The 25,601-nt window shown below is 56.4% G+C and carries 25 protein-coding genes; 20 read left to right on the forward strand and 5 right to left on the reverse strand.

Going from position 1 to position 25,601, the window contains the following annotated elements:
- Window positions 1-146 precede the first annotated feature (146 nt).
- From K239x_RS26450 to lpdA, 6 genes are all read left to right on the forward strand, one after another.
- Window positions 147-962, forward strand: coding sequence for an enoyl-ACP reductase FabI (locus K239x_RS26450; RefSeq protein ID WP_145421288.1), 816 nt, complete (start codon window positions 147-149; stop codon window positions 960-962).
- A 45-nt stretch (window positions 963-1,007) separates the two neighbouring features.
- Window positions 1,008-1,607 (forward strand): thioredoxin family protein, encoded by a 600-nt coding sequence (locus K239x_RS26455; RefSeq protein ID WP_145421289.1) that lies wholly within the window; start codon window positions 1,008-1,010, stop codon window positions 1,605-1,607.
- A gap of 190 nt (window positions 1,608-1,797) precedes the next feature.
- Window positions 1,798-2,727: a prenyltransferase/squalene oxidase repeat-containing protein gene (locus K239x_RS26460; protein WP_145421290.1), complete on the forward strand. Its 930-nt coding sequence runs from the start codon at window positions 1,798-1,800 to the stop codon at window positions 2,725-2,727.
- Window positions 2,728-2,757: 30 nt separating this feature from the next.
- Window positions 2,758-3,426, forward strand: a complete 669-nt coding sequence (locus tag K239x_RS26465; RefSeq protein WP_145421291.1) for an ABC transporter ATP-binding protein — start codon at window positions 2,758-2,760, stop codon at window positions 3,424-3,426.
- Window positions 3,427-3,712: 286 nt separating this feature from the next.
- Entirely contained in the window at window positions 3,713-4,321 is a 609-nt protein-coding gene (rpsD, locus tag K239x_RS26470; RefSeq protein ID WP_145421292.1) for a 30S ribosomal protein S4, read from the forward strand.
- Between the two features lie 280 nt (window positions 4,322-4,601).
- Window positions 4,602-6,029, forward strand: coding sequence for a dihydrolipoyl dehydrogenase (gene lpdA, locus K239x_RS26475; RefSeq protein WP_145421293.1), 1,428 nt, complete (start codon window positions 4,602-4,604; stop codon window positions 6,027-6,029).
- Window positions 6,030-7,273: 1,244 nt separating this feature from the next.
- Here lpdA and K239x_RS26480 read toward each other — a convergent pair.
- Window positions 7,274-8,176, reverse strand: a complete 903-nt coding sequence (locus K239x_RS26480; RefSeq protein ID WP_145421294.1) for a WecB/TagA/CpsF family glycosyltransferase — start codon at window positions 8,174-8,176, stop codon at window positions 7,274-7,276.
- Between the two features lie 222 nt (window positions 8,177-8,398).
- Between K239x_RS26480 and K239x_RS26485 the strand changes: the two genes are divergently transcribed.
- Window positions 8,399-9,592: an alkaline phosphatase family protein gene (locus tag K239x_RS26485; protein WP_145421295.1), complete on the forward strand. Its 1,194-nt coding sequence runs from the start codon at window positions 8,399-8,401 to the stop codon at window positions 9,590-9,592.
- A gap of 77 nt (window positions 9,593-9,669) precedes the next feature.
- Here the strand turns inward: K239x_RS26485 and K239x_RS26490 are convergent, their stop codons facing one another.
- On the reverse strand, window positions 9,670-9,903 hold the full coding sequence (locus tag K239x_RS26490) for a hypothetical protein (RefSeq protein ID WP_145421296.1): 234 nt from the start codon (window positions 9,901-9,903) through the stop codon (window positions 9,670-9,672).
- 98 nt (window positions 9,904-10,001) lie between these two features.
- Here K239x_RS26490 and K239x_RS26495 point away from each other — a divergent pair, with 98 nt between their 5' ends.
- Window positions 10,002-10,673, forward strand: a complete 672-nt coding sequence (locus K239x_RS26495; protein ID WP_145421297.1) for a hypothetical protein — start codon at window positions 10,002-10,004, stop codon at window positions 10,671-10,673.
- A gap of 541 nt (window positions 10,674-11,214) precedes the next feature.
- Here K239x_RS26495 and K239x_RS26500 read toward each other — a convergent pair.
- Window positions 11,215-11,907: a hypothetical protein gene (locus K239x_RS26500; RefSeq protein WP_145421298.1), complete on the reverse strand. Its 693-nt coding sequence runs from the start codon at window positions 11,905-11,907 to the stop codon at window positions 11,215-11,217.
- A gap of 482 nt (window positions 11,908-12,389) precedes the next feature.
- Between K239x_RS26500 and K239x_RS26505 the strand changes: the two genes are divergently transcribed.
- The 4 genes from K239x_RS26505 to K239x_RS26520 all read left to right on the forward strand — a co-directional run bounded on the left by K239x_RS26505 (window position 12,390) and on the right by K239x_RS26520 (window position 15,269).
- Window positions 12,390-13,022 carry a DUF6677 family protein gene (locus tag K239x_RS26505; RefSeq protein WP_419189424.1) on the forward strand — a complete coding sequence of 211 codons (633 nt, stop codon included), beginning with the start codon at window positions 12,390-12,392 and terminating at the stop codon, window positions 13,020-13,022.
- 99 nt (window positions 13,023-13,121) lie between these two features.
- Entirely contained in the window at window positions 13,122-13,313 is a 192-nt protein-coding gene (locus K239x_RS26510) for a hypothetical protein (RefSeq protein WP_145422600.1), read from the forward strand.
- Window positions 13,313-14,665 carry a Trk system potassium transporter TrkA gene (gene trkA / locus K239x_RS26515; RefSeq protein ID WP_145421299.1) on the forward strand — a complete coding sequence of 451 codons (1,353 nt, stop codon included), beginning with the start codon at window positions 13,313-13,315 and terminating at the stop codon, window positions 14,663-14,665. The genes K239x_RS26510 and trkA overlap by 1 nt, the downstream gene beginning before the upstream one ends.
- A gap of 10 nt (window positions 14,666-14,675) precedes the next feature.
- Entirely contained in the window at window positions 14,676-15,269 is a 594-nt protein-coding gene (locus tag K239x_RS26520; protein ID WP_145421300.1) for a DinB family protein, read from the forward strand.
- Between the two features lie 65 nt (window positions 15,270-15,334).
- Here the strand turns inward: K239x_RS26520 and K239x_RS28975 are convergent, their stop codons facing one another.
- Window positions 15,335-15,478 carry a hypothetical protein gene (locus K239x_RS28975; RefSeq protein ID WP_419189425.1) on the reverse strand — a complete coding sequence of 48 codons (144 nt, stop codon included), beginning with the start codon at window positions 15,476-15,478 and terminating at the stop codon, window positions 15,335-15,337.
- Here K239x_RS28975 and K239x_RS26525 point away from each other — a divergent pair.
- On the forward strand, window positions 15,466-16,821 hold the full coding sequence (locus K239x_RS26525; RefSeq protein WP_145421301.1) for a dockerin type I domain-containing protein: 1,356 nt from the start codon (window positions 15,466-15,468) through the stop codon (window positions 16,819-16,821). The two genes, K239x_RS28975 and K239x_RS26525, sit on opposite strands and share 13 nt — an antisense overlap.
- Window positions 16,822-16,899: 78 nt before the next feature.
- Here the strand turns inward: K239x_RS26525 and K239x_RS26530 are convergent, their stop codons facing one another.
- Window positions 16,900-18,129 carry a DUF1559 domain-containing protein gene (locus K239x_RS26530; RefSeq protein WP_145421302.1) on the reverse strand — a complete coding sequence of 410 codons (1,230 nt, stop codon included), beginning with the start codon at window positions 18,127-18,129 and terminating at the stop codon, window positions 16,900-16,902.
- Window positions 18,130-19,086: 957 nt separating this feature from the next.
- Between K239x_RS26530 and K239x_RS26535 the strand changes: the two genes are divergently transcribed.
- From K239x_RS26535 to K239x_RS26565, 7 genes are all read left to right on the forward strand, one after another.
- On the forward strand, window positions 19,087-19,878 hold the full coding sequence (locus K239x_RS26535) for an Fpg/Nei family DNA glycosylase (RefSeq protein ID WP_145421303.1): 792 nt from the start codon (window positions 19,087-19,089) through the stop codon (window positions 19,876-19,878).
- A 122-nt stretch (window positions 19,879-20,000) separates the two neighbouring features.
- Window positions 20,001-20,969: a deoxyhypusine synthase family protein gene (locus tag K239x_RS26540; RefSeq protein WP_145421304.1), complete on the forward strand. Its 969-nt coding sequence runs from the start codon at window positions 20,001-20,003 to the stop codon at window positions 20,967-20,969.
- A gap of 303 nt (window positions 20,970-21,272) precedes the next feature.
- A complete protein-coding gene (locus K239x_RS26545) occupies window positions 21,273-21,815 on the forward strand; it encodes a pilus assembly FimT family protein (RefSeq protein ID WP_145421305.1) in 543 nt (180 codons plus the stop codon).
- The gene (locus tag K239x_RS26550) at window positions 21,812-22,876 is read left to right on the forward strand and encodes a hypothetical protein (protein ID WP_145421306.1); all 1,065 of its coding nucleotides are present in this window, start codon (window positions 21,812-21,814) and stop codon (window positions 22,874-22,876) included. The genes K239x_RS26545 and K239x_RS26550 overlap by 4 nt, the downstream gene beginning before the upstream one ends.
- Entirely contained in the window at window positions 22,873-23,562 is a 690-nt protein-coding gene (locus K239x_RS26555; protein WP_145421307.1) for a hypothetical protein, read from the forward strand. The genes K239x_RS26550 and K239x_RS26555 overlap by 4 nt, the downstream gene beginning before the upstream one ends.
- Window positions 23,563-23,684: 122 nt before the next feature.
- A complete protein-coding gene (locus tag K239x_RS26560) occupies window positions 23,685-24,953 on the forward strand; it encodes a hypothetical protein (RefSeq protein ID WP_145421308.1) in 1,269 nt (422 codons plus the stop codon).
- A gap of 35 nt (window positions 24,954-24,988) precedes the next feature.
- On the forward strand, window positions 24,989-25,600 hold the full coding sequence (locus K239x_RS26565) for a nucleotidyl transferase family protein (RefSeq protein ID WP_145421309.1): 612 nt from the start codon (window positions 24,989-24,991) through the stop codon (window positions 25,598-25,600).
- Window position 25,601 lies beyond the last annotated feature (1 nt).

Here is a 25,601-nt window from a genome sequence, read left to right on the forward strand (position 1 = left end):
TCGACCTTCGTACGTCCGGCAGGTTGTTGGGATTCGTCCGGCAGGTTGTTAGGCAAATAGACGCGGCGGGCAGTTTGGCGGTATGTTGTCCGACCGACAGTGTGACACGAATCTTGATGCCATGATCCCGCGAGGAATTAGTTCAGATGCAATTTGAAGGAAAAAAAGGGCTTATCCTAGGAGTAGCCAACGATCACTCGATCGCTTGGGCCATCGCCAAACAGATCATGGATGCCGGTGGTGAGTGCGGATTCACCCACCTTCCCGATCGCCCCGATGACGAACGCCAACGCAATCGTCGCCGCGTTTCACAACTGACAGACAAATACGAAAACGCCAAGTTCTTGATCCCGATGGACGCGTCCAAGGACGAAGACATCAAGTCGGCGTTTGACCATACCGCAAAAGAATTCGGCAAGATCGATTTCATGCTGCATTCGATGGCTTTCGCTGACCGCGAAGACCTCAAAGGCGACACCGTCGACACCAGCCGCGACGGTTTCAAACTGGCCATGGATATCAGTGTCTACACGCTACTGGCCTGCACGGCGGCGGCCAAACCGCTGATGAATCCGGGCGGAGCGATCGCCACGATGACGTACTTTGGCGGCGAAAAATGCGTTCCTGGCTACAACGTGATGGGGATTTGCAAAGCTGCTTTGGACGCAACGGTTAGGTACCTGGCATACGACATGGGTCCGCACGGAGTCCGCGTCAACGCCTTGTCCGCTGGTCCTATCCGGACACTTGCTGGTCGCGCCGCGGGCGTCGAAGAAATGCTGTCGATGTACGAACACATGGCTCCGATGGGTCGCAATGTGACCCACGAAGAAGTGGGCCGCACAGGCGCGTTCTTGTTGAGCTCGATGAGTGACGGCATCAGCGGCGACATTTTGCACGTCGATGGTGGCTACCACGCAATGGGCAGCCCCGGCCGCTTGTTGGATCAGTTGAAAAAGTAGTCCGAACGTTCTCGCATTTGATACTCGCTTAGGTTTTTTGATTCGATGGTTCGCACTGTAAGTACGATGTTGCCGCTTGGCACCCAAGCTCCCGATTTTTCGCTGCCCAACCCGGAAGGCAAAACCGTTGCATTAAGCGACTATGCCGGCAAGAAAGCAGTCTTGGTGATGTTTGTTTGCAACCACTGTCCGTACGTCAAACATGTTGCCGATCAGCTAAAAGTTTTGGCAGACGACTACATGGCGCAGGGCGTCGGCGTGGTCGCGATCAGCAGCAATGACGCGGACAAGTATCCAGACGATTCGCCCGAAGCAATGGCGAAGGAAAAAGCTGAACGAGGCTATGCGTTTGAGTACTTGTTCGATGGCGACCAGAGCGTCGCGCAAGCCTACGCGGCCGCCTGTACTCCGGACTTCTTTTTGTTCGACGGCGATATGAAACTGGCTTACCGAGGACAATTAGATTCAAGCCGCCCGAAGATGGACCCGCCCAAACCGGTTACCGGTGAAGACTTGCGTGCCGCAATCGATGCCGTATTAGCCGGTGATTCGCCCACCGAAAATCAAATCGCATCGCTAGGCTGCAACATCAAGTGGAAAGAAGGCAACGAGCCGAAGTACTTCAATCCTAACGGCACTGCGTAGTCGGGCTGATCGATTACTTGTGAGCCGCTGGCGCTAGCCAGCGGGCCTTTAGCCGGCATCCCAATTAAATACGACACCCTACCGGAATCTCTGCACCAAAAAAGCAGTCACCGTAATAGTGCCCGTGGCTAGCGCCAGCGGCTGACAAAACGAACAGCCACCATCATCGGACCACCATCATCGGACCACCATGCCCTACCTTCAAGATCTCACTTTGCGACTTGCGATGGGTGCTTCGCAAATCGATCGCGAAGTCCGGGATCGGCATGCGAACTGGTTGCTTTCGCAACAACGGGACGACGGTGGGTTTGCGGGCCGAGAAGGCGACAGCGATCCGTACTACACGGCGTTTGGTCTGCGAGCACTTTGGATTTTGGACGCGTTGGACCAATCGATCGGTGATCGCGCGGCAGCGTTTTTGCGTTCGCGGCTGACAGCAAAAGAATCCATCATCGACATGATCTCGTTGATCTTTGGGGCGGCGATTTGCGAACTATCCGTCGGCAGCGTTGTGATCGACGATGACGATCTGGTTTGGCGACAAAACATTGCCAATCTGTTGGGCACGCTGCGAACCGATGACGGTGGATTTGCAAAAACCCCCGAAGGTCGCGCGGGCAGCACGTACCAAACGTTTCTGTCGTTGCTTTGCCACGAACTGATCGAGATCGAACCTGCCGAACCAAACAGGTTAATTGATTTCATCGGTTCGCAGGCGCATCCCGATGGCGGCTACTTGGAAATTCGCGCGGCCAAACGCGCGGGCGTGAACCCGACGGCCGCCGCGATTGGGACGTTGAAAACGCTAGGTCAATTAAATCGCGTCGACCACACTGACACCATCGACTTCCTTGGCGAAATGCAGAGCGATGAAGGTGGATTGTCAGCCAACACGCGGATCCCCTTCGCCGATTTGCTAAGCACTTGCACCGGACTGATCACGCTGACGGACTTGGACGCTGCGGGCGAAGTCGACGTGCGTGCTGCGGAGCGTTACGCGATGTCGATGCAGTCACCTGATGGCGGGTTTGTTGGTTTTGCGTTAGACCAAACGGCCGATGTGGAGTATTCGTTTTATGGCGTGGCGACGCTTGCGTTGTGTAAATTGGCGACGTCGTAAATCCTGCAAACTCAAACACGTTTTTGAATCATGGCCACACTAAAAGTCGATCATCTGGCAAAGTCGTATCCCATGGCGGGCGAGAGTTTGCATGTTCTGACCGACGTTTCGATGGAACTGAGCGGCGGCGATTCACTGGCGATCGTCGGCCCAAGTGGATGCGGCAAGAGCACGTTGCTGCAAATCTTGGGGACTTTGGATCAGCCCGACAGCGGCAGTGTGTTGATCGACAACGCGAATCCGTTTGAGCTGAACGAATCGCAGCTGGCAGCTTTTCGTGGCAAACAGATCGGATTCATTTTCCAGGATCATCATTTGCTGCCCCAGCTGAGTGTCATGGAAAATGTCCTGGTGCCGACTTTAGCGGTAGGAAAACCGTCCGCCGAAGACCTTTCGCGGGCCGGCGAATTGCTCGAAGCGGTTGGATTGGCCAGTCGAACCGGGCACTTGCCAAGCGAATTGTCCGGCGGCGAACGGGAGCGGGTCGCGATTGCTCGGGCGCTCCTGATGCAGCCGACTTTGATTTTGGCGGACGAACCGACCGGAAACCTGGACCGCACAACGGCTGATTCGGTGACTCAGCTGCTGCTGGAACTGCAGAAATCCTCGGGAGCGATTCTGATTACGGTGACTCACAGCGACACTCTGGCCGCTGCAATGGACAGCCAACGTGTGCTGGAGGACGGAAAACTAGTGTAGCCAGCGAGTGTGGCCAGTCCGCAGCTTGCTCCCGCAGATCAGCCCGGGCATCGGTGAAAGACGCTGAAACCCGACAAAACCGCCTATTTCCCCTTGTCGCGATCGCCTCTCTGGGCCACACTCTGGCCCTGTTGAAAATCCCTGAGCGGGACCGGTCTGCTTTGATTGTCAAAGCGGGCCTGCATTGCGTTTGCGATGCACTGGATCTCGCCGGCTGTGGTCGCCAAATCTTGGCGTCGACGCCCACCCCCATCACGCCGAATTGGCGTTGCAAAGGAATACTTGAATGGCACGTTACACAGGCCCTAAAGCTCGCGTTAACCGCCGTCTAGGCACGCTCATTTACGAAACAGCTGGTGCCGCTCGCGCCCTGGATCGCCGCAACACGCCTCCTGGTATGCACGTCCGCGGACGTCGCCCGAGCAACTACGGCATGGCGTTGATGGAAAAGCAAAAGATCAAACACTATTACGGGTTGGGCGAACGTCAATTGCGTCGTTATTTTGACGCAGTGGGCCGCAAAGCTGGTAACACCGGTGAACTGTTGCTTTTGATGTGTGAGCGTCGATTGGACAACGTGGTTCGCCGAGTGGGATTCACAAAGACTCGTCCTCAAGCACGTCAGGGTGTGGCTCATGGTCACTTCCGCGTCAACGGCGTCAAAGTCACCAAGCCAAGCTACATGCTTCGCCCAGGCGACATCGTCGAAGTTCGCGATCGTGAAAACCTGAAAAACGTCTACCGCGGTGTGATCGCCAACGCGGCTCCAGACGCCTTGGATTGGGTCACTTTCGACAGCGAAAACCTGAAAGCCACCATCCTGGGCCTGCCAGGACCAAGCGACATCAGCTTGCCAGTGGACGCGAACGCTGTGGTCGAATTCTTGTCGCGATAATTTTCGCGGCACGCAAGACAAAACACTCAATGGCAAGCGATATTCTCGCTTGCCATTTTTTTTGGTCTGCAACACTTCACGCTGCCCCCGGGGAGAGTCGGGTCTGAGACACACCGGTGCAAAAAAAACGCCGCCGAATTAAGATGCACTCTTCAAATCAGCGCGGCCAATCGCTTCGCGGTCGTAAGACGACAAACTCGCTTGCGACAGCGAAGCATTTGGCCACGATTTAATCAACGAACTATCAGACAAAACCAATCCTGCGAAGGCAAACAATTCGATGCATTCTTCCGTTGTCGTTCTTGGTGGTGGTCCCGGCGGATACGCCGCAGCTTTTCTGGCCGCCGACGAAGGTCTTGAGGTCACAATCGTCGAAGCCGAACCGCGTCTGGGTGGAACCTGCCTGCTGCGTGGCTGCATCCCCAGCAAAGCACTGCTGCACGTCGCCAAAGTGATTCACGAAGTCGACGAATTGGGCAAGGAATGGGGCGTCGAATATTCCGGCAAACCCAAGATTGACATCGATAAAGTACGTGCCCGCAAAGACAAAGTGATCGACACGCTGACTGGCGGGCTGGGCAACTTGGCCAAACGTCGCAAAGTAAAGGTCATTCGAGCACGCGGTTCATTCGTTAATTCGACGACGCTGAAACTAGAAGGCGATCACGAGTCGATCCCCGAAGGCGGCCAGATCACCTTCGATCACTGCGTCTTGGCGACGGGCAGTGTGCCTGCGATGCCGCCTGTTTTTGACATCGGCAGTGACCGTGTGATGGACAGCACCGGAGCGCTGAACCTGGTCGACATTCCCGAAACCATGCTGGTCATCGGCGGCGGCTACATCGGCTTGGAAATGGGCAGCGTCTACGCCCAACTTGGGTCCAAAGTCACGGTCGTCGAATTGGCCGAAAACTTGTTGCCAGGCGCCGACAAGGACTTGGTCAAACCGCTCGCCAAACGCATCAAAGCACTCTGCGAAGATCGCGTGCTGCTGAACACTAAAGTCGGCTCGCTGGCCGAAAACGGCAACAAAGTCGACGTCACATTCGAAGGCCCCGGCAAATTCGGCACCGAGTCCTTTGACCGCGTACTGGTCAGTATCGGCCGCCGCCCGGTGACACGCGGACTGGGTTTAGAAAACACACAAGTCGAAGTCAACGATCGTGGTTTTGTGGTTTGCGACAAGCAACAGAAAACTGCCGACCCGCATATCTTGGCAATCGGCGATGTTGCGGGCGACCCAATGCTCGCACACAAAGCGACTCACGAAGGCCGCGTCGCTGCCGAAGTGATCGCGGGCAAGAACTCCGCATTCGACGCCGTCGCGATTCCTGCGGTTGTCTTTACTGACCCCGAAATCGCATGGGCCGGACTGACCGAAGAAGAAGCCAAGCAGGCTGGACGCAAGGTCGACGTCGAAGTTTACCCGTGGGCCGCTAGCGGTCGCGCTCAAGCACTGGGCATCACCGACGGGCTGACAAAATGGTTGGTCGATCCTGAAACGCATCGCGTCTTGGGCTGCGGCATCGTCGGCAGTGGGGCAGGGGAGTTGATCGCCGAAGCCGTGCTAGCGATCGAAATGGGCTGCGAAGTCCACGACATCACCGACAGCGTCCACCCGCATCCTACGCTGAGCGAAACGCTGATGAACGCCGGTGAAGTTCACTTTGGAACCGCAACCGAAATCTACAAGCCAAAGAAAAAGTAAGCAGCTCGCAAAGCAACTCGCACGCGTCAGCCGCTGGCGCTTGCCACGGGCATTCACCAACCGACGCAATCCGCTCCAGCGAAAGAAAAGCGAATTTCCCAGCGCAAATCGCTGCGGACTGCGAGCCCGAACGAGTGATACCGCAAACGGCCCGTGGCTAGCGCCAGCGGCTCATATTGCTCGGGCGCATCATGGCCAGTAATGCTGGCCAGCCAGTCCCCGAGACGGACGTGGCGATCAAGATCAGCAGCGAAGTTCACTTCAAAACAGCAACGTCACTCGCACGCGTCAGCCGCTGGCGCTAGCCACGGGCATTCACCAACAGACGCAATCCGCTCCAGCGAAAGAAAAGCGAATTTCACAGACCAAATCGCTGCGAACTGCGAGCCCGATCGAGTGATACCGCAAACGGCCCGTGGCTAGCGCCAGCGGCTCATATTGCTCGGGCATCATGGCCAGTAGTGCTGGCCAGCCAATCCCGAAGCGGACGTGGCAATCAAGATCAGCAGCGAAGTTCACTTCAAAACAGCAACGTCACTCGCACGCGTCAGCCGCTGGCGCTAGCCACGGGCATTCACCAACAGACGCAATCCGCTCCAGCGAAAAAAAAGGCGAGTTTCACAGCGCAAATCGCTGCGGACTGCGAGCCCGATCGAGTGATACCGCAAACGGCCCGTGGCTAGCGCCAGCGGCTCATATTGCTCGGGCATCATGGCCAGTAGTGCTGGCCAGCCAGTCCCCGAGACGGACGTGGCAATCAAGATCAGCAGCGAAGTGCACTTCAAAACAGCAACGTCACTCGCACGCGTCAACCGCTGGCGCTAGCCACGGGCATTCACCAACAGACGCAATCCGCTCCAGCGAAAAAAAAGCGAATTTCACAGACCAAATCGCTGCGAACTGCGAGCCCGATCGAGTGATACCGCAAACGGCCGTGGCTAGCGCCAGCGGCTCATATTGCTCGGGCGCATCATGGCCAGTAGTGCTGGCCAGCCAGTCCCCGAGACGGACGTGGCAATCAAGATCAGCAGCGAAGTTCACTTCAAAACAGCAACGTCACTCGCACGCGTCAGCCGCTGGCGCTGGCGCTAGCCACGGGCATTCACCAGCAGGCGCAATCCGCTCCAGCGAAAAAAAGCGAATTTCACAGACCAAATCGCTGCGAACTGCGAGCCCGATCGAGTGATACCGCAAACGGCCGTGGCTAGCGCCAGCGGCTCACGTTGCTCGGGCAGCGTTATTGACTACGCGACGTCCATGCCCCAACGTTTGACTTGGCTGTGCCAGTCTTTGCATAGCGCCTTGACCAGGAACCAAGCGTTTGACGCGTAACGGGGAATCATGCGGCCGGGATCGTTCACCATGCGGTAGAACCATTCCATGCCGATTTTTTGCCACATCTTGGGCGCTCGAATCGCGGTTCCCGCGACGAAGTCGAACGACGCGCCTAGCTGAATGCTAACGGGCACGCCCAGACGCTGGTAATTGTCATAGATCCACCGCTCGCCTTTGGGTTGACCAAAGGCGACCAGCAGAATGTCGGCACCCGACTCCTGGATACGAGCGTCTTGCGCGGCTTGCTCTTGATCATTCAGATTGCGAAACGGCGGTGATTCGACACCGGCAATTTGTAGCCCTGGATACTTTGCGACCAGCCGTTTGGCACATTCCGCCGCGACGCCTTCTTCGCCACCGAGGAAGTAAATCTTCCAACCCTTTTGACTTGCTGCTTCTGCCAAGTCGTAGATCATCTCACTACCGGCGACTCGTTCGGGCAATTGCGTTTCGGCCAAACGGCTACGCCAAACAATCGGCTGACCATCTGCGACTATCAAATCCGCCTGCTCGGTGATCGGGCGCATGCTGGGGTCGTTTGCATGCAGCATGACGTAGTTCAGATTCGCAGTGATCGCGTAACTTGGCTGCCGACGTTCGATCAACTCGCCAATTCGCTGGATCGACTGCGTCAAAGAGACGACGTCAAACGGAACATCCCACACGACGACTTGATCACGATTGATCGATGGCGCTGTCGTAGGTGACGCGGAATCCGACGTGGGTGCTGGATGAACCACTGGTACGACGACAGGCGTCGACGGGCCGACAACGGCCTCACTTGAAAATTGATTCGGAGGAAAAGGTTGCATGTTGCTGAATTGGATTGCGTTGATTTTGGCTGAACCGAACTTTCGCGGTAAACACTCCGTCTCGGCACAATCTCGGGGGAGAAGTCCATGGAGTGACTACTGCGTTGAAACCTAGCTCGCTGATAGACTGGGTGTTCACCAATGAAGAGGTCGGCGTCCGCCGACCCGCGCAGGATTGACGATACGACCGAATTTGACGGTCATGACGAGCTTGGGAGCCGCATGAGCAAAACAAACCAGAGCAAAACCAAACTAATCGTGCTGACCCTCGATGCATTTGCACCATCTGCACTGGGGTGCTACGGATCGTCCTGGAACTCCACACCGGCGATCGATGCTCTGGCCGCGGGCGGTTGCGTTTGGGACCGGCTGATTACCAACAACACCGATGCGACCGCCACGCTTGAGCAGTGGATGCAGCAAGACGATTGGATGGAGTCATGGAAACCCATGGGCAGCATCGAACTGCTAAGTGATTCGCAAAAGGCAATCTCGCTCGCCGCAAAAACGAACTTTGACCAGCTATTTCTGATCGATCCGGTGGATCAGTCACAGGAAAACGGAGTGGCCGAAGATCTGGAATCGACGCAATTCGCACAGCTGATTGCCGCCGCCGTCGAACGTTTGGGCGAAGACGATGACTGGAGCGTTCTGTGGTTGCACAGTGATTTTCTGCGAACTTGCTGGGACGCACCTCGATGGCTGGTGGACGCCGAACCACTTGCTGAATGGGACGATGAACCACTTGATGCCGCCGAAACCTTAGAAGCAGAAATGCTGGAATCGAACCAGGAGTCGACAGACTCTCTGGATGACCTTCCTTACGTTTTCGATCAAACGTCACCGCCCGAAATCCAGCTCAAGGCTGACGAACACCCTGACCTGATCGCCACGTGGATGAGGACGTATGGCTGTCAGGTTCGGCTGGTTGATGAACTACTCAGAGTGCTGGTGACCGCCACGGCGGACGATGACGTCACGATCGTCTTGGCCGGCACCAGTGGAATCAGCTTGGGACAAAACGGCTGGATCGGTTATCAAGCCGGACCGCTGCGCAGTTGTCATATCGGAGTGCCAATGATCGTCGCTGGCGTCGGGCCGACTCGGATTCCGCAAGTCCGCGATGCCAGCATCGTTCCGGATACGATTGCCAAACTGAGCCAAGCGGAGTGCCAATTGACGGACGTGGATCAATGGAGCCACCACGAAGATGTTTACCAGCCGCGTGTCGTAAGCCGTCGCGGAAGCACGGAGCATGCGATTACGACACCGAAGTGGTTCTTCGTTGAACAAAAGAACGACAGCCACCGCCTGTATCTGAAACCCGATGACATCAACGATTTCAACGACATCAGCCGTCTTCGCAGCGATGTGGTCGACGAACTAAGCCAAAACGCCGACTCGGATGGCGCATAAAAAAACCTCGTCGATCAGTGATGATCGACGAGGCAAAGTTCTTTCTTAAGCTGAGCGACAGAATCGCTCAATCAAGATTAGATGTCAGTGTTGGCATCTGGTTTTGGAGCTGGAGGAGCATCGGTTGCTTCTGCAGCAGGTGCTTCAGCAGCTTCGGCAGGAGCAGCAGCGTCGCTGCTGCTGGTTGCTTCGCCAGTGCTGATTGTTTGAACGCTACCAGGAACCAAAGTTTCGCCGGGCTGAAGGTCGTAGCCAGCGTCGCTGGAAACAACAGCCGACTCGTAGCTCACAGGAGCAACTTCGTTGTACACAGGTGCAGCTTCAACACTTGTTGCAACTTCACCGTAGCTGATGCTTTGCTCGCCAGCACAGCTGCTGCAAGCTGGAGCAGCTTCAACGAAGCTGACTGGTGCAGCAACAGGTGCGCTGCAACCACAAGGCTCAGCAACAGGAGCTTCACAGCCACAAGCGACAGGCTCAGGAGCACAGCAAGGCTCTGGTGCAGGAGCACAACAAGGCTCTGGTGCAGGAGCACAGCAAGGCTCTGGTGCAGGAGCACAGCAAGGCTCTGGTGCAGGAGCACAGCAAGGCTCTGGTGCAGGAGCACAGCAAGGCTCTGGTGCAGGAGCACAACAAGGCTCTGGTGCAGGAGCACAACAAGGCTCTGGCTCAGGAGCACAGCAAGGCTCTGGCTCAGGAGTGCAACATACTGGCTCTGGAGCACAGCAAGCTGACTTGCGTGCTTTCAGTTTGCTCAGCAGTCCACCGCCGCAGCCTTTTGACTTCAGCTTGGCGAGCAATCCACCACCACCACAAGTTGGTGCTGGAGCGCTGCAACCACGGGACTTCAAGCTTGCGAACAACCCACCGCCACCACAACCACGTGGCTCAGGAGCGCTGCAACCGCGAGCTTTCAGCTTGGCGAACAATCCGCCACCGCTGCAAGTCGCTGGTTCTGGAGTGCTGCATCCGCGTGCTTTTAGCTTGGCGAACAGTCCGCCACCGCTACAAGTCGTTGGTTCTGGAGCACAGCAACCGCCGCCCTGCAACTTGGCGAAAAGCCCAGCTTCAGCAGTCGTAGGGTTCATTGTAAGTGACGCACTGATCAAAAGTGCGAATGCGGCGATGCCGCTAACCACAGTCCGATTCATCGATTTCTCCCAAGAATATTCGGAGTCTGAGTGCGATCCAATTTCGCACATCTTCAAATGTCGAGGGCAATTTCCGGTTCCCTCCTTAGATCAAGCGTCGATGACACCACCGACTACTGCTCGATCAACTCAACGTGTCTCGCATGTGCCGCATTGGATATAGCGGCACTGGGCGAAAGCCAACAAACAAGCAGAATAGGAAACCTGCATCAAGTTTGCGGCTCACGCAATTTCGTCGCTAAAGTAACGTTACCGTTTGCCCTGTCAATCGGCCCGACATGGAATTCAACGAATCCGCCGACCCGGGATGCACGGAGAACTCGCTGAGGGAATATTCCCGAGCACTGGCAATACCTAACGGCAAATTGGTGATCGATGCACTAAACGCAAAAAACCCCGTCAAAGACGGGGTTTTTCGGTTCTATTCGGTGCAGCACACCCGCTTCGAGGCGGCCATGTATGAGTCGCCAACTAGCGATTCAGCCCATCAGAGGGGGCAGCAGCCTGCGACTGATTGTCCGTGCCCGCTGCAGGCTCGTCGGACAATAGCTGCGCCATGAGGGTACCATTCTCGAAATCGACGACTTCGGGTGCTTCGCTGCCTTCCTGCAGAATCGCTAGGCCCGAAATGCGCCAGTCCGTCGATTCTTTTTCGACTGACCAGACGACCTGAAATTTCAGCTTCGTGCCATCTGCGTTGGGTTCGGTCCAAAGGCTTTCGACCAGCATCGCGTTTTCTTCGTCGGGGACTTCCACTGCCTGGATGACGTCAAAATGAGCGTCAGGCGAACCAATCGGCTGAACCGAGCGACCAATTCGCTGCAGCTCGGATTGAGCTTTCTTGGTCAAAAACTGGCCAGCATTGGAGTTGGCTCCTCCGCGGCGAACTTGATCAAGGAACTGGCTGACCACATCCGTCGGCGAAGTCGTCGTGACCCCAGCGGAAACCAAACCGGAGCTGCCGGACGTCGTAGCGGCCGGTGTCTGAGCCACTTCAGCTTTGCCACAGCCCATCACGAACAGGCAAAACGTCGCCAACACGGGTGTTTTCCAGGCTTTGATGACTGCCGATAGACCCGTTGCCGAGCTGAATCGTGATGTTGAACCAGTGGAAATTGCGGGACGGGCCATCATTTTTGCCATGTTTGAAGTGTGAGAATGCATCAGTTGATCGGGAGGGAACGCTAGCTCGTCCGATGAGAGAGCGACGGCAACGGCCGCCCGCGAGCCCCTGGATTATTCTTGGTTTAGAAAATCTGCGGCCGGCAAGTCAAGAGAAAACCACTGTAAACCACAGAAGGCCGAGCCGGCCGGCGCAATGGAAATCACGACGCGATGGGGCCAAAAAGATGAAAATCGCAGCGTCTGTATCTCACCCGTTGCCTCCCGTTTTCCCCCTCAACATCTCTGCCACGCCAAGATTCCAATTCGCAAATCGAATAGCCCAACCTGCCGCTGCCGTACCGCCGAAATACTCGTTCCAGCTTCGCCATCATCCGCGGTGATGAAGTCCGTGTTCAGTACTCAAAACAATTCGGACTCGCTTTTTCACGTGCTGATCCGGCTATCATCGCAAACTGCTTTGTTTCACAATGGTCGCTTAGCAGTCTTGACGTTTTCGCTACCAAATCGTTCCCCAGCGGCTCATGCAACTCGAAGATAATTTCATTGAAGTCGACAACATCGAGATCGATTTGCGCAACCGCAAACTCGCTGCCTTGCTAGCGTGGCTGATTCCCGGTGCCGGTCACTTTTACCAGGGGCGACATACCAAGGGCAGCTTTTTCTTAGTTTGCATCCTGACGACGTGGATCATCGGTTTTGCCTTGGGCGGCGGACATGTCGTGTACGCTTCGTGGCAACCAGGCGATCGCCGCTGGCATTATGCATTGCAGGCCGGCGTCGGCGCCGTCGCACTGCCGGCGTTGGTGCAAGGCCAGCGAATGAAACACAAAACTGACGCCGATGGTCGGACGATGCCAAGCTATCGACCACTTTGGGGCGGGTTCATGGCTCCACCGTATCGCCCGGTTTTCGAGGACCGCGCCGACGAAGTTTCCGCCTGGTATGCCGTTCACGGTGCCGGCTACGAGATGGGGACTTGGTACACCATGATCGCAGGTCTCTTAAATATTCTCGTCATCTACGACGCCTTTGCCGGTCCGTTGGCCATTCCTATTAGTGGTCGCAAAAAAGAAGACGCCGATGCCAAACCAAGTGCATCGGACGATGACACAAACGCAGAATCGTCTGCTCAAACCAGCGACGACCCAAACTAGATCGGCACCGAGTTTCTGCTCCCTGCCAGCCGCACCTACCCGTTTCGATACCTAGCCAACGTGATGCCAAGCCAGCTAATCAACATGCCAATCGCTGACATGCTTTCGATATCGCCGACGTACTTGCTGCACTACTTGCCGCTGATCGTGGCGATTTCGTTGGTGTTTGGCGCCACTCGTCACGAGGACACCGCGCTGATTCTGAAACACTCGTTCCACACGGCACGATGGATCACAGGATTCATGGCGTTCATCTTTGTTGTACTCGCATTCATCAGCTGGCTGATTTAATGCGAGTCCTAATGCTTGGCGGAGGCACGGTGGGTCATTGGCTGGCCGACATGCTGTGCCGCAAACGCCACGATGTTACGGTGATCGACATCGACCCCAATATTGTTCGGCGCATCAACAGCGAATTAGACGTCAAAGCCATCGTCGGCAGCGCCGCACAGAGCACCGTGCTCTTCCAAGGCGACGTGCTTAGCACCGACATCTGTTTGGCAGTCACCGGTGTCGACGAAGTCAATATCGTTGCCGCCAGCATGGCCAAGGCTCTGGGTGCGCGCCGCAGCATCGCTCGTGTCTACGCGCCGGCCTTTAGCGATCTCAGCACGTTTGACTATCGACAGCACTTCAACATCGACAGCCTACTGAGTTTGGAACAGCTGTCCGCCGTGACTTTGGCTCGCGCGATTCGCAACCCTGACGCCATACCGCTAGAACACTTCGCGCGCGGCCAATTGGAAGTCTACGAAATGGACGTTTGCCCTAGCAGCGATGCGGTGGGCAAAAAGCTGCGCGAGCTCAAATTGAGCGGCGGCATGCGAGTCGGATCGATTCAGCGCGAAGGTCGCAAATGGCTGGCCAGCGCCGAAGACGAACTTCACGTCGGCGATCGCATCAGCTTGATCGGCATGCCCGAAGCCGTCGAAGCTGCACGGTCCAACTTTTCGACCACTTCGGATCGGCGCAAGCAGCAACGCATCATGATCGCTGGCGGTGGTGAGACCGGCTTTCACCTGGCGCGTTTGCTTTCTTCGCCCGATTACCGACTGACCTTGCTGGAACGTGATCTGGATCGCTGCGAACTGCTTGCCAAACTCTTGCCCGATGCCACCATCGTTCATGCCAATGCCAATCGCCGCAGTGTTTTGGAAGACGAAGGTGGCGGGACGGCCGACTTTTTCGTTGCCTGCACCGGCAGCGACGAAAGCAACATCATGGCGGGCGTCGAAGCACGCGAACTAGGTGCTTCGCGAGTCATGGCTGTTGTCGAACGCCCCGACTATGCCAATGTGGTTGGCAAACTGGGCATCGACCGTGTCGTCAGCGAACGCGAAGTCGTCGCCCGACAGATCCTGGGGTTCCTCAATGAAGGTGCCGTCATCAGCCAGACTCGGCTGCCCAATGGCAAGATTGGCGTTTACGAACTGGAAGTCAGCGATCGAACCAAAGTCACTTGCGCCACATTGGCGGATCTGCCTCTGTCAGGACGTTGTTTGATCATGGGCATTCAACGCGAAGGATTCATTCGCGTGCCCAATGCCGACGACATTCTGCACGCGGGAGACATCATCGTCGCCCTGATCGACTTGGATCACGTCGACGAAATCCTGTCGCTGTTTAACTCGAAGTCGTCTTAGCAAATTTGAAATGAAACCGCCGCAAGAATCCTCTCTGGCCAGCCGCCGTCCTGCCGACAGCGAATTCACCGAACCGTACCATCGTGACTTGGTCAATCGCCTCGACGGCCCATGTGCGACCACTGTCTTAACCGACCAAATGTACTGGCTTTGCGAATTGGCCAGCAGCATCAGCACACTGCAAATCGACACCGTCCATGCACCGTACAGCTGGACGGTGCGACAAGTATTTGAACACTGCGCCGATGCCGAACGCGTATTCGGATACCGCATGCTGCGGATCGCAGCGGGTGATCAAACCAATCTGCCTAGTTGGGACGAAAACGCGTACGCGGAAAGCCGTTTCGGCCTTGGCAATTTCACCCACATCGTTACCGAGCTTGGCGCATTGCGCAAGGCAAACGTGATGCTCCTGCGCCGCATCATTCCCGGCTGCTGGGACAAAACCGGATTCGTCGATGAGAAAGAAATTTCGCTCCGCGCCATCGCCTGGATCACCGCCGGTCACTTGCATCATCATCTAGAGATCGTCGAAAAACGCTGCGAGATCACAGTTGATCGCAAAATGCCGGTTGAGAAGCCGACCGGCCAACCTGCCGGCTAGCCGGCAGGAATGGTCCAGCATCGAATTGGTGAATTCGATGCGGCAGTGCTGTGCTGACAAGTCGTTCAGCTAAACTGGTACGACTGAAACGCCGCCGCCGTGCTGACACGACAACATGATCCGCTCTCCAAGTCACCCTTGATCTGTCCGTCGCTCGCGCTGCGCACGACGTACACGACGCGAATCTCGCCGGTCGATGCATCAAGCACTTCATCGGCCCATCCGTCTTGAACGGCTCGAAACACGCGATCTACTAGCCGGCCCCGACAGCGGCTTTGATTCCTCCCTGGCCGTTCCACTGCCGTTCGAACAAGCCATCGAAGGACGCGATTTTGCCATCGCGACATTGCAGTCCAATGCCAGTCACCAAGGACCGCTACTCTATTCGTTTTCCACCGATCCCAACACGTCGATTGGGATACTGGACGACGCACCGGATGATGGAATTGACTTTCGATTCCTCAATAGCAACGGGGATCCCCTCTACGGTTCAGCCTATTCCCGAAACATCAGTTTTGAATCATTCACAGAGTATGTCTTTGCCGACGCAGGAGACTACTACCTGCAAATCGATAACGCGGCAGACCAAACGGACGTCGATGGCAAAGTACAACTGATCAACCACGCTGGTTTTCCCGTCGCGGTGGACCCGATCGTCACCGATGGAGCCATCGCGCCCATATTCGCTGTGGCCCGCGACTACGCTGGCAACTATTCCGCATTGGATTTGCCCACCAACACCCTTGCCGATGTCACGTTCGATTCGGCGACCTTGGGACTAGCGGCCGGGCTGGAGATAAACGACATCGCTTTGCCCGACCAAATCGATGTCGACTCAGCTGGTTCACTGCACTGGGCCGGCGACTGGATTGTCCTGCCGTCAATTCAGCGCGATCAAAATCAGCTGCGACGAATTCAAACCGGCGACCAAACGATCGAACTAATCGGTGGCCACCCCGACCAGAATCCGATCGACCGTTACGACGTTGACGGCAGCGGGCAAGTCACACCGGCCGATGCGCTGCGCGTAATCAATCACTTGGCTCAATACGGTGACCAAGAACTGAGCCTTATTGTGGAGTCGGCAGCCTACTTTGTAGACGTCTCTGGCGACGATGTAGCGACACCACTGGATATCCTGAAAGTACTAGGGCGACTGAGCGAACAAACTGCATTTTCAGCCAGTGGTGAATCCTTGCAAATTGAAGCCGACAATCTTGAAGCGTCCCCTACCGCATCAGCGCTGAGCCAACTTCCCAGAACGGTTGCCGTCGGCGGAGATCGTTCGCCAGAATTCACGGAACCCGATGAACCAAAGTTCGACGACCTCTCCTGGAAATCTCGCGCATCTGATTCCGCGTTTGCAGGGTCTCCCAATCCTTCATCGACAACACGCTCGCGGCAAGATTCAATTCGCGATGCGGAAAGCGAAGGTTACATCGAATCAATCGGGACGGCGGCCGTCGACGAAGTTTTGCGAAACGATGGTTTTGAACCGCTGGGTTTCCAGTTTCGGCCGAACGGTATTCCGCCTACACAGGGTCCTGGTTGAGCACGAAAAAACGGCGACAAGCTTAACGCTCGCCGCCGTTGGACGTCTTTTCAGTCTTCGCGTGGACCTCGCCAGGCCCTACTGATTCAGCTGCTCGGAGATGACTTCGCCGGAGGCTCGTGTTGCCATGGCTCCCCACAGGCCATAGGGACTTTGTGAACCGGGTGCACTGTGCCCCGTGCCACCGAGCCAAACGTTTTCGTGGTGAATGTCGCCCGCTTCGATCGAATCGGTTATGAAGATCACCGCGCCATCACCCATCAAAATGTGGGCTCCGCCTTGGTGGCGACTGCCAACCGATACGGTGCCGGGACCCGCAGCGGAATCGCCCATGCATAGTTCGCGGTTGGGTGGCAAAATGTTATTCACGCTACTGTAGACCGATCCGGCGTCCGCCCATCGAAAACCGCGACCTTCATCGGCTCCGGCCAGCGTTGGTGCATTTCCACCATCGGATCCATTGGACCAAAATCTCGGTCGTTCGGGGCTGACTAGCCCATCGTGCTGGCAGTGATCCGATTCTTCGCGAATGTTGTCGGACCCGTTGTTGATCGACGCAGCGGATCGATTATCGTTGTCGCCCAAATCAGTAACGATTTCACCTGCGATCATAGTGTTGGACAACCCATCCAGGATGTCGCGAAATCGCATGTCTTGTCGAGCAACAAAAGCGCCGCGGCACCCTGCACGAGCGCGACTAGCCAAGGTCGCGTTGTTACGAACCAATTGATTATTCGCATCGATCCCAACAGCACCGCTGCTCATCAACTCCGTCGAATCACCCAAGCTGGCTGCGTAGTTGGTTCGCCCAAACGCTGGCAATCCAACGCCTGGATCGCTGGGGCATCGCAGCGTTGGCACTTCCGTCATCCAAGGCACATATTCGTCTTGCCAAGGCTCCGGCCCCATCGACGGCCATTGGCCTGTTGGCGTGGGGATCGCCGCGCCAGAATTGACGACGGAAACGCTAGGATTTTTGATCTGCTCCCACAGGCCTTGCTGTTCCATAAACGGTGACAGCCCAACGAAAATTGACAAACGCATCGCGTTGTGCTGGTTGGCCGGTGCACCATCGACCCACGTTCCAGCGTGATGGCGTGGCAATCGTTTGTACGCAGAGTGGTAGTTGTGGATCGCCAATCCGATCTGCTTAAAATTGTTACTGCAGCTCATTCGACGAGCGGCTTCGCGCGCGGCTTGAACGGCTGGCAATAGCAAGCCGACCAGGATACCGATGATCGCAATGACCACCAACAATTCAACCAAAGTAAAACCGCTTTGACGGCGTGGGGGTGATTTCCAGTTCATATGATTTTCAGATTCAATAATAGGGGCGTCAATAAAGGAAGCGTGGTGAAACGACGACACCATGCAGTGATCACTGCTGGGTCGATCTTCAAAAACAATCATTCGCAATGAAAGCCAGACGTGAGCGGGAACACACACTTGCTTTCAAGAGAAACTCGCTGCCAGAAGGCGAGCAAATTCCCTTAGCCGATTGCTGGAGGACCACGCGGACCATTGCCGCACGAAAGAACTGAAAGTGGACTCGCTACTGAAGCAAGTCGCGGCAGGAAAACAACACAATCCGAGAATGCTGAATGCGGCGCCGAGGCTGGGTTGGACGAACTAAGCGTCCGAGCCACACACAACGCACACAGACCCTGCGTAGGCGACGATGCACCCTCGCGAAGGACTTGTTTACCGCCAGCGGCACGCAAAATCTTGATGATCGATTCGGCAGACGCACACGGATGCGAATGATCGTGAGAACACCCGTGATGGGTGTGCGAATCGCCGCTCGGAGAGCTGTCCGGGGCATGTTGATGCCCAGCAAGGTGCCACGCCTGCGTGGCAGTAATTTCAGCGAACCAATGACCAGCATGGCCGCATCCATCGCCATGTTGATGAGTCATTGGCAAGAGCCAACCACCCATCAAATAGGCAATCAAAGCGATACGAGCTGTCAAACGATTCAACGATGCGTCCCATAAAAGAGAGTGTTTCGAGCTATCCTGATCATCCACTTAACCGCACTCAGGACAATGTTTCAAGGCGAAAATACACAAAAGCCCATCAACGCCCCGTACCTCATTACGCGTCAACCATGGATCTGTTCCGCCTGAAATCGCTGGGACGATGGTTTCAGCCTGTGAACGGCCCGTCAGCGTCCGTTGCAGAAAAAGCCAGCATCGATTGCCATTTCCACCACAATAGAATGCCAGAGACTTAGCGGTGACCCCCAATATTGTGTGAAAAACGTCGATGCCCGAAGGACACAAAACGCACTTCTTTGCCCGCGAACACTCGCAACTGCTGGCCGGGCAAGTCCTGAAAGTGACCAGCCCCCAAGGTCGATTTCGCGGCGATGCACGCAAAGTCAGCGGCAAAATCCTGGCTCAGGTCACGGCGTTGGGCAAACACATGTTCTATGAATTTGACAGCGGACAAATCATTCACATCCACCTGGGACGCTACGGCAAATTTCGCAACCTGGCCTGCCCGCCCCCCGCACCGGTCGGGCAAGTTCGCCTGCGAATGATCGGCGACGAAAACACAATTGATCTCAATGGCCCGACCACGTGCCGCGTCATCGACGACGAACTGCGTCAGCAAGTGGCAAACAAACTGGGGCCCGATCCTCTCGCGGGAGGACGCAAAGCCGACGCTTGGGAAAAGATCCAGAAGAGCAAAAAACCGATCGGCGCGATCCTGTTGGATCAAAGTGTGATCGCCGGCATCGGCAACATTTTTCGGGCCGAAATCTTGCACGACGTTGGACTGTCGCCTGACATACGTGGCTGCGACTTACCGCGTGCCAAGTTTGACCAGCTTTGGCGATCGACTCGACGGTTGATGAAAGTCGGCCTGAAGTACGGCAAGATTGTCACGGTGACGGCCAAGCAAGCAGGCATGCCGATTGCCAAAGTCCAAGGCAAGGAACGCTTCTGTGTCTACGGGCGAAAAAACTGTGCCGTGTGCGATCACCCGGTCGATACGATCGAGCTCGCCTCGCGAAAGCTCTATCGATGCCCGAGTTGCCAAAAAGTCCGTTGAAATTTCCGGACGTCTCTCGGTTCGCATTCGACCGCACCAGAAATCTCGTTATCATCGGCGACTTACTCCCCGGGCAACGCGGTTACCCGTTACTTCACTTCGCTTTTTGATCAGCACACAGCGTGAACGTCTCGCAATTCTTGGAACGCCATTTCCGTCACTTCAACGCACGCGAAACACTAGCAGCCGCCAAGGCCTACAAAGACTTTTTCGAAGGCGACAACCCTGGCACGATGATGGTGACCCTGGCGGGAGCAATGAGTACTGGCGAACTTGGATTGTCGCTGGCCGAAATGATTCGCCAAGGCAAGGTCCACGCGATCACGTGCACCGCTGCCAATCTGGAAGAAGACATTTTTAACTTGATCGCGCACGACGAATATCGGATCGTCGAAAATTGGCGTGCCCTATCAGCCGACGACGAACAGTCATTGCTAGATGCCGGTTTCAACCGCGTGACCGACACGTGCATTCCCGAAACGGTGATGCGTCACATCGAAAGCAAACTGCTGGGCTACTGGCAAACGCACGCTGCATCGGGCGACTCGCTGATGCCGTGCGAGTACATGTTCATGCTGTTAGATGACGAAGAACTGAAACAACACTATCAGATTCCTCGCGAAGACAGCTGGGTCGCGGCGGCCAAAGACGTGGGCATTCCAATCTTCACTCCCGGTTTTGAAGATTCAACCTTGGGCAACATTTTTGCTGCCCGCGTTTACGAAGGTGTCGTCGACAATCATGGCGCGGTCGTGACCGGCACCGCTCAGATGGAACGGTTGATCGGCTGGTACCTCGAGCAATCCGCAATCGGGCCGATCGGTTTCTTTCAAATCGGTGGCGGCATCGCAGGCGATTTTCCGATCTGTGTTGTCCCGCTGATTCGGCAAGACTTGCAAAAAGACATTCCGCTGTGGGCTTATTTTTGCCAAATCAGCGATGCCGTGACCAGCTACGGTGGCTATAGCGGCGCCGTTCCCAATGAAAAGATCACCTGGGAAAAACTGTCGGTCGAATGCCCGAAGTTCATGATCCAAAGCGACGCATCGATCGTCGCGCCACTGGTATTTGCCTACGTCCTGGGCTGGTAAATCGCCCTGCAATCCCAGGCTGCGGGATCTTGGCGCTGGCACCTACTTGGCACTGCCCCTCCTCGGCACGCCGTCCTCGGGCGCGATTCATGGGCAATCTTCATGGGCAAAACGCGCGGTCATGACGGCTGTGCCAGCCGTGCGAGTTATCCTGCCAGCGTGACGCTGTCTTTCGGTTCAGTTCCGTCCCGCACGAAGGGCTTCCGAGACCTAGATTTGCAGTAATAGACGCCGTCGTTGTCCATGGCGTTGCCTGCGATTCCCTAGGTCTGACTCAGTTGGCCGCCACCCCCTGCGTGCGTCATGCGCCACCATCGCTCCGCCGTCACGCTCTTGGAAGTGTCGATCGTTCTGTTGATCGTTGGCCTGACCGCTGCCGTCGCCGTGCCACGATTCAACCTGACCATGCGCGGCATCCACAGCCGCGCGGCCGCGATTCAGATTGCCGCTGACATCGACTACGTACGACGAACCGCCATCAATCGAGGACGCAGCGCAACACTGACATTCAGCCCCAACGGGCAGGGCTACGCAAGCGATGACGTCGATTTTCCCGACCGCGTGGGAAGGAAGCTCCGTGTCGATCTTGCCGAAACCTTCGATTCAGCCGTATTCGCCAACGCTCAGTTTGACGGCATCGTCGTGCTCGATTCGCAAAGCATCACGTTCGACTTGGAAGGCACTCCCCATGTCGGGTCATCCAAGCTGCAAACCGGTTTGATCGTGATCAGTTCCGCTGGGACTGCCACTGAGTACATCCAGATCGATGCGGGTACGGGCACCGTTCACATCTACTCCGAAGGCGACGATTTGGCCAATGCCACCGGCGGAGGAGCAGGCAGTTGAATCGCACCCACCGCCCCATCCGACGCGCCTACACACTGATCGAATTGATCGCGGCGATGATCGCAACGACTGTGCTGCTCAGTTCGCTGGCTGCAACAATCGTCCTATCCACCAACATGCTGGAAACACCAACGGCACAAAGTGAGGCTTGGCATGATCGCGAGATCGCCGACCGGATCGTCGCCGACTTGCGTTATAGCCATTCCGTCGATGAAACATCCCTGGCGGGCTTCACCGTCACCAAACCCAGTGTCACCACCGCCGCGACGGAATCAGTCAGCTACCAGTTTGGGCAGGATGGTTTGACCCGAAACATTGACTCCCAGTCGCCTTACGTTTTGGACCAGCAATCGCCCAGTCACACGTTTACCGTTGACGGCTTTACCGCCCCCACTTACATCGCTGCCAACACACCCGTTCGTGTTCGATCCAGTGCCACGGCAGTGACGACCAACTGGGCCAACAGCATTTCGGTTGACCTACCCGCCGGCTGCCAAGACGGCGACGTGCTGTTCATGGCAATCTCGGCGCGATCGCCCAACAGCATCTCGATTTCACCCTGGGGATGGAATCTGCTGTACTTTCTGGGCAGCAACAACTTGCGATTGATTGTCGCGTACCGCCTGCACGACGCGTCACAAAGCAGCACCACTCAAATCAACTTCAACAGTGGTGCAGCAACAGCGGCGGTCACGATCCTGGCCATCGAAAACGCATCGCTGAACAATCCCGACAACTGGTCCAGTTCCGACAGCGGATACGCATGGAGCTTCTTATCCGGGACGCACCCTGGCGTCTTGGAACCGAGCACGGGCACCCTGCCGCAGCACTTGAACCTGCAGATTTATGCCGCCGACGGTGATCCTTGGTCGTTGTACGGAGACACCCTCGGCGTGGCTTCTTACGCTGACGTGGCACAATCCACGACCGGCAGCAGTTCCATCGGAATCGTGGTCAGAAACGGAACGCAGCCCAATCTTGCCAACCCGCCGTCTGCTTGGCAACGCTCGTCGGGAAGATGGCTGCAAGCAGGCATTCGACTGGGAGGCCCAACCGAATGAGCACGTTATTTCCTCGCGGTATTGATAGAGATCGGTCCACTGCCCGAGCCCACCGCATCGACCGAGCAGGGCTTTCGCTAATCGAAGTGGCGGTGTCGTTGATTCTTGTTTCGACGATTCTGCTGGTGTCGATCACCGCATCGGCCAACCTGATGCGAAATTCAAATGCCAGCCAGTCGGCATTGCGAGCCCATGAACTGGCCGGAATCTTGCTGGATGAAATTTCGACTCGCGCTCTCTCGGACGGCGACTCGGACGCTGTCTTCGGCGTCGAAAGCGACGAAGACGCGGCCAACCGCCAGACGTTTGACGACGTCGACGACTACAGCGGGTACACCCAGACTTCGCCGACGTACCTGAACGGACAGTCGATCGACGGATTCGATACGTGGACCATCCAAATCAATGTGTCCCCCGCCATTACGACCGCCAGCGGCATCACGACGACCAATGACCCCGATGATCCACTAAGACTTGTCACCGTGGTTTGTTCATCGCCAGGTCACCAACAAACAGGAATGCCATTGGTCACCCGTCAATCCATCCTGCTCTCCGCAGCGGGCGACAGCCACCCAGCCGATCTCTCTTACGAAAAATCGCGACAACTGGAACTGACTTTCTCACCCGACCGCAAAATCACCGTCGTCTCGCCGCTTCGCAACCATCCTTCACCAACGACCAACTAGTGCGACAACGAACAGTATTGAATCGTTTGTACCGCCCGAAAGCTGCCGGCAATGTTGCGCGCCGTTCGAATCGCCGCGCTGGACGCAGAGCTGCCCGGAGGGCTGGCTACCTGTATGTCGCTGTGTTATTCACCAGTTTGATCATTGTCGCCGTCGTCACCGCTAGCCTGTCGCTATCGACCAGCAGCACGCGCAGCGAACTTGATCGCATCAATCGCCAGAGCGCCCTCCGATTGGCCGAAAGCGAACTGCATCGGATTGCAACCGTCTTGTCCACCGATGATCAGTGGCGTGACAGCCATTCCAACAGCGTCTATTCGGACTGGCTGTCGTTGGCAACGCTATCCGGCAGCACCGACACAGGTGTCGTCAGCAGTGATCGCGGCAATGCCCGAGTGCGCTACCAGCTATTCGATGTCGACGGCGACTTGGCCAACGACGCACAGGACGAAGTAGTGGTGACCGCTCACGCGCGTGTAGGACGATCGCACGTTGCGGTCACGGCAACCTTGCAGAACGCGTACCCTCCGCTGCCGATCCTGGACTACAGCGTCACCACAACGGACGATCTGGAAATCGATTCGCCGGGCACGCTATCGACCAACGGCATTGTGCAAGTAGCCGACGATTGCAAAACCGGTACGGTGGGCGTATTGGTCGCACCCGAACTGCAGTGTTCGGGACTCAACTTGCTATCCGTCCGCGGCGACATCGCCAGCGCTGACGTTCAACTGCCGTCGCACGACGTTGTCGACGTGTACGCACAAGCCGCCACAACGATCCCCACCAACGCGATTCCGCAAAACGCGGGCGTCCTACAACTGCAGGACATTTTGCTCTCGTCGAACACCAATCCGTACGGAGCAGTCGACGCCACGGGCCTTTACCGAATCAATGCTCAAGGCAACGTTCTCCGCATTTCTCACTGCCGAATCGATGCCACGCTGGTGGTCGAAGATTGCCCGCGAATCGATCTGTCCGGCGGACTGACATGGAGTTTTCCTCAGCAAGCCGACGCGATCTTGGTCACCGATGGAACAATTCGACTTCAAAATGTCGAACCCGTATTGGATGAATCCGCTCGCGGCATCAACTTCAATCCGGCATCAACCCCTTACCGCGGTACATCATCCAACTCGAATCAAACCGATAGTTTTCCCTCGGAACTTCGTGGCATCATTTACGCGCAGAACCACATCGAATGTGATGCCTTGACCGACAACTCGCGGCTGAATATTACAGGTGCTCTGATTTGTCGCGACCTGCGCATCTACGGCAACGTCAGCATTACGAGCCTACCCGAGTTGATCGACTGGCCGCCCGTTGCCTTTGCGGACTGGCGACCCAAGCGATTCGTTCGCGGCAGTTTTCGACGCGTCGCGACTCCCTAGCGCAATCGATCAAACATTTGCGTTATCCTGCTGCGATGCACGTTACGAAACAAATCTGGCAACAAATCGCGGACGGCCGCCAACCCTATCACGGCGATGTCTCGGAGCAACCGATTCTGTTTCCAGGCAGTTTCAATCCCGTTCACCAAGGCCATCGGCAGATGGCAGCGATCGCCAGCGAATTGTTCGATCGCCCTGTCTATCCGGAAATTTCCCTGGTGAATGTCGACAAGCCTGATCTGGATTTCGAATCGCTCGGGGACCGGGTTCGCCAAACTCAGCCGCTGGGCCGCGTACTGGTCACTCGCGCGCCGCGGTTTATCGACAAAGCCAAACTATTCCCAGGATCGACCTTCGTCATCGGTGCGGACACCGCCATTCGGCTTGATCAGCCGGGCTACTACGACAATAGCCTATCGTCGCGGGATGACGCGATCGATCAGCTGGCATCGCTGGGATCGACATTCCTGGTGTTCGGCCGCAAAGTCGAACAGACCCTCCACGATGCCGGTGAACTGAACCTGTCGGCTTCGCTGACCCGCCTGTGCCGATGTGTTCCCAAGACCAGATTTCGCAATGACATCAGCAGCACCCAAATACGCGGCGCGCAACAGCGCCACGCCCAAATACGCAACACTCAAATTTAGT

The sequence above is a fragment of the Stieleria marina genome (assembly GCA_007741555.1).
GTDB lineage: Bacteria > Planctomycetota > Planctomycetia > Pirellulales > Pirellulaceae > K23-9.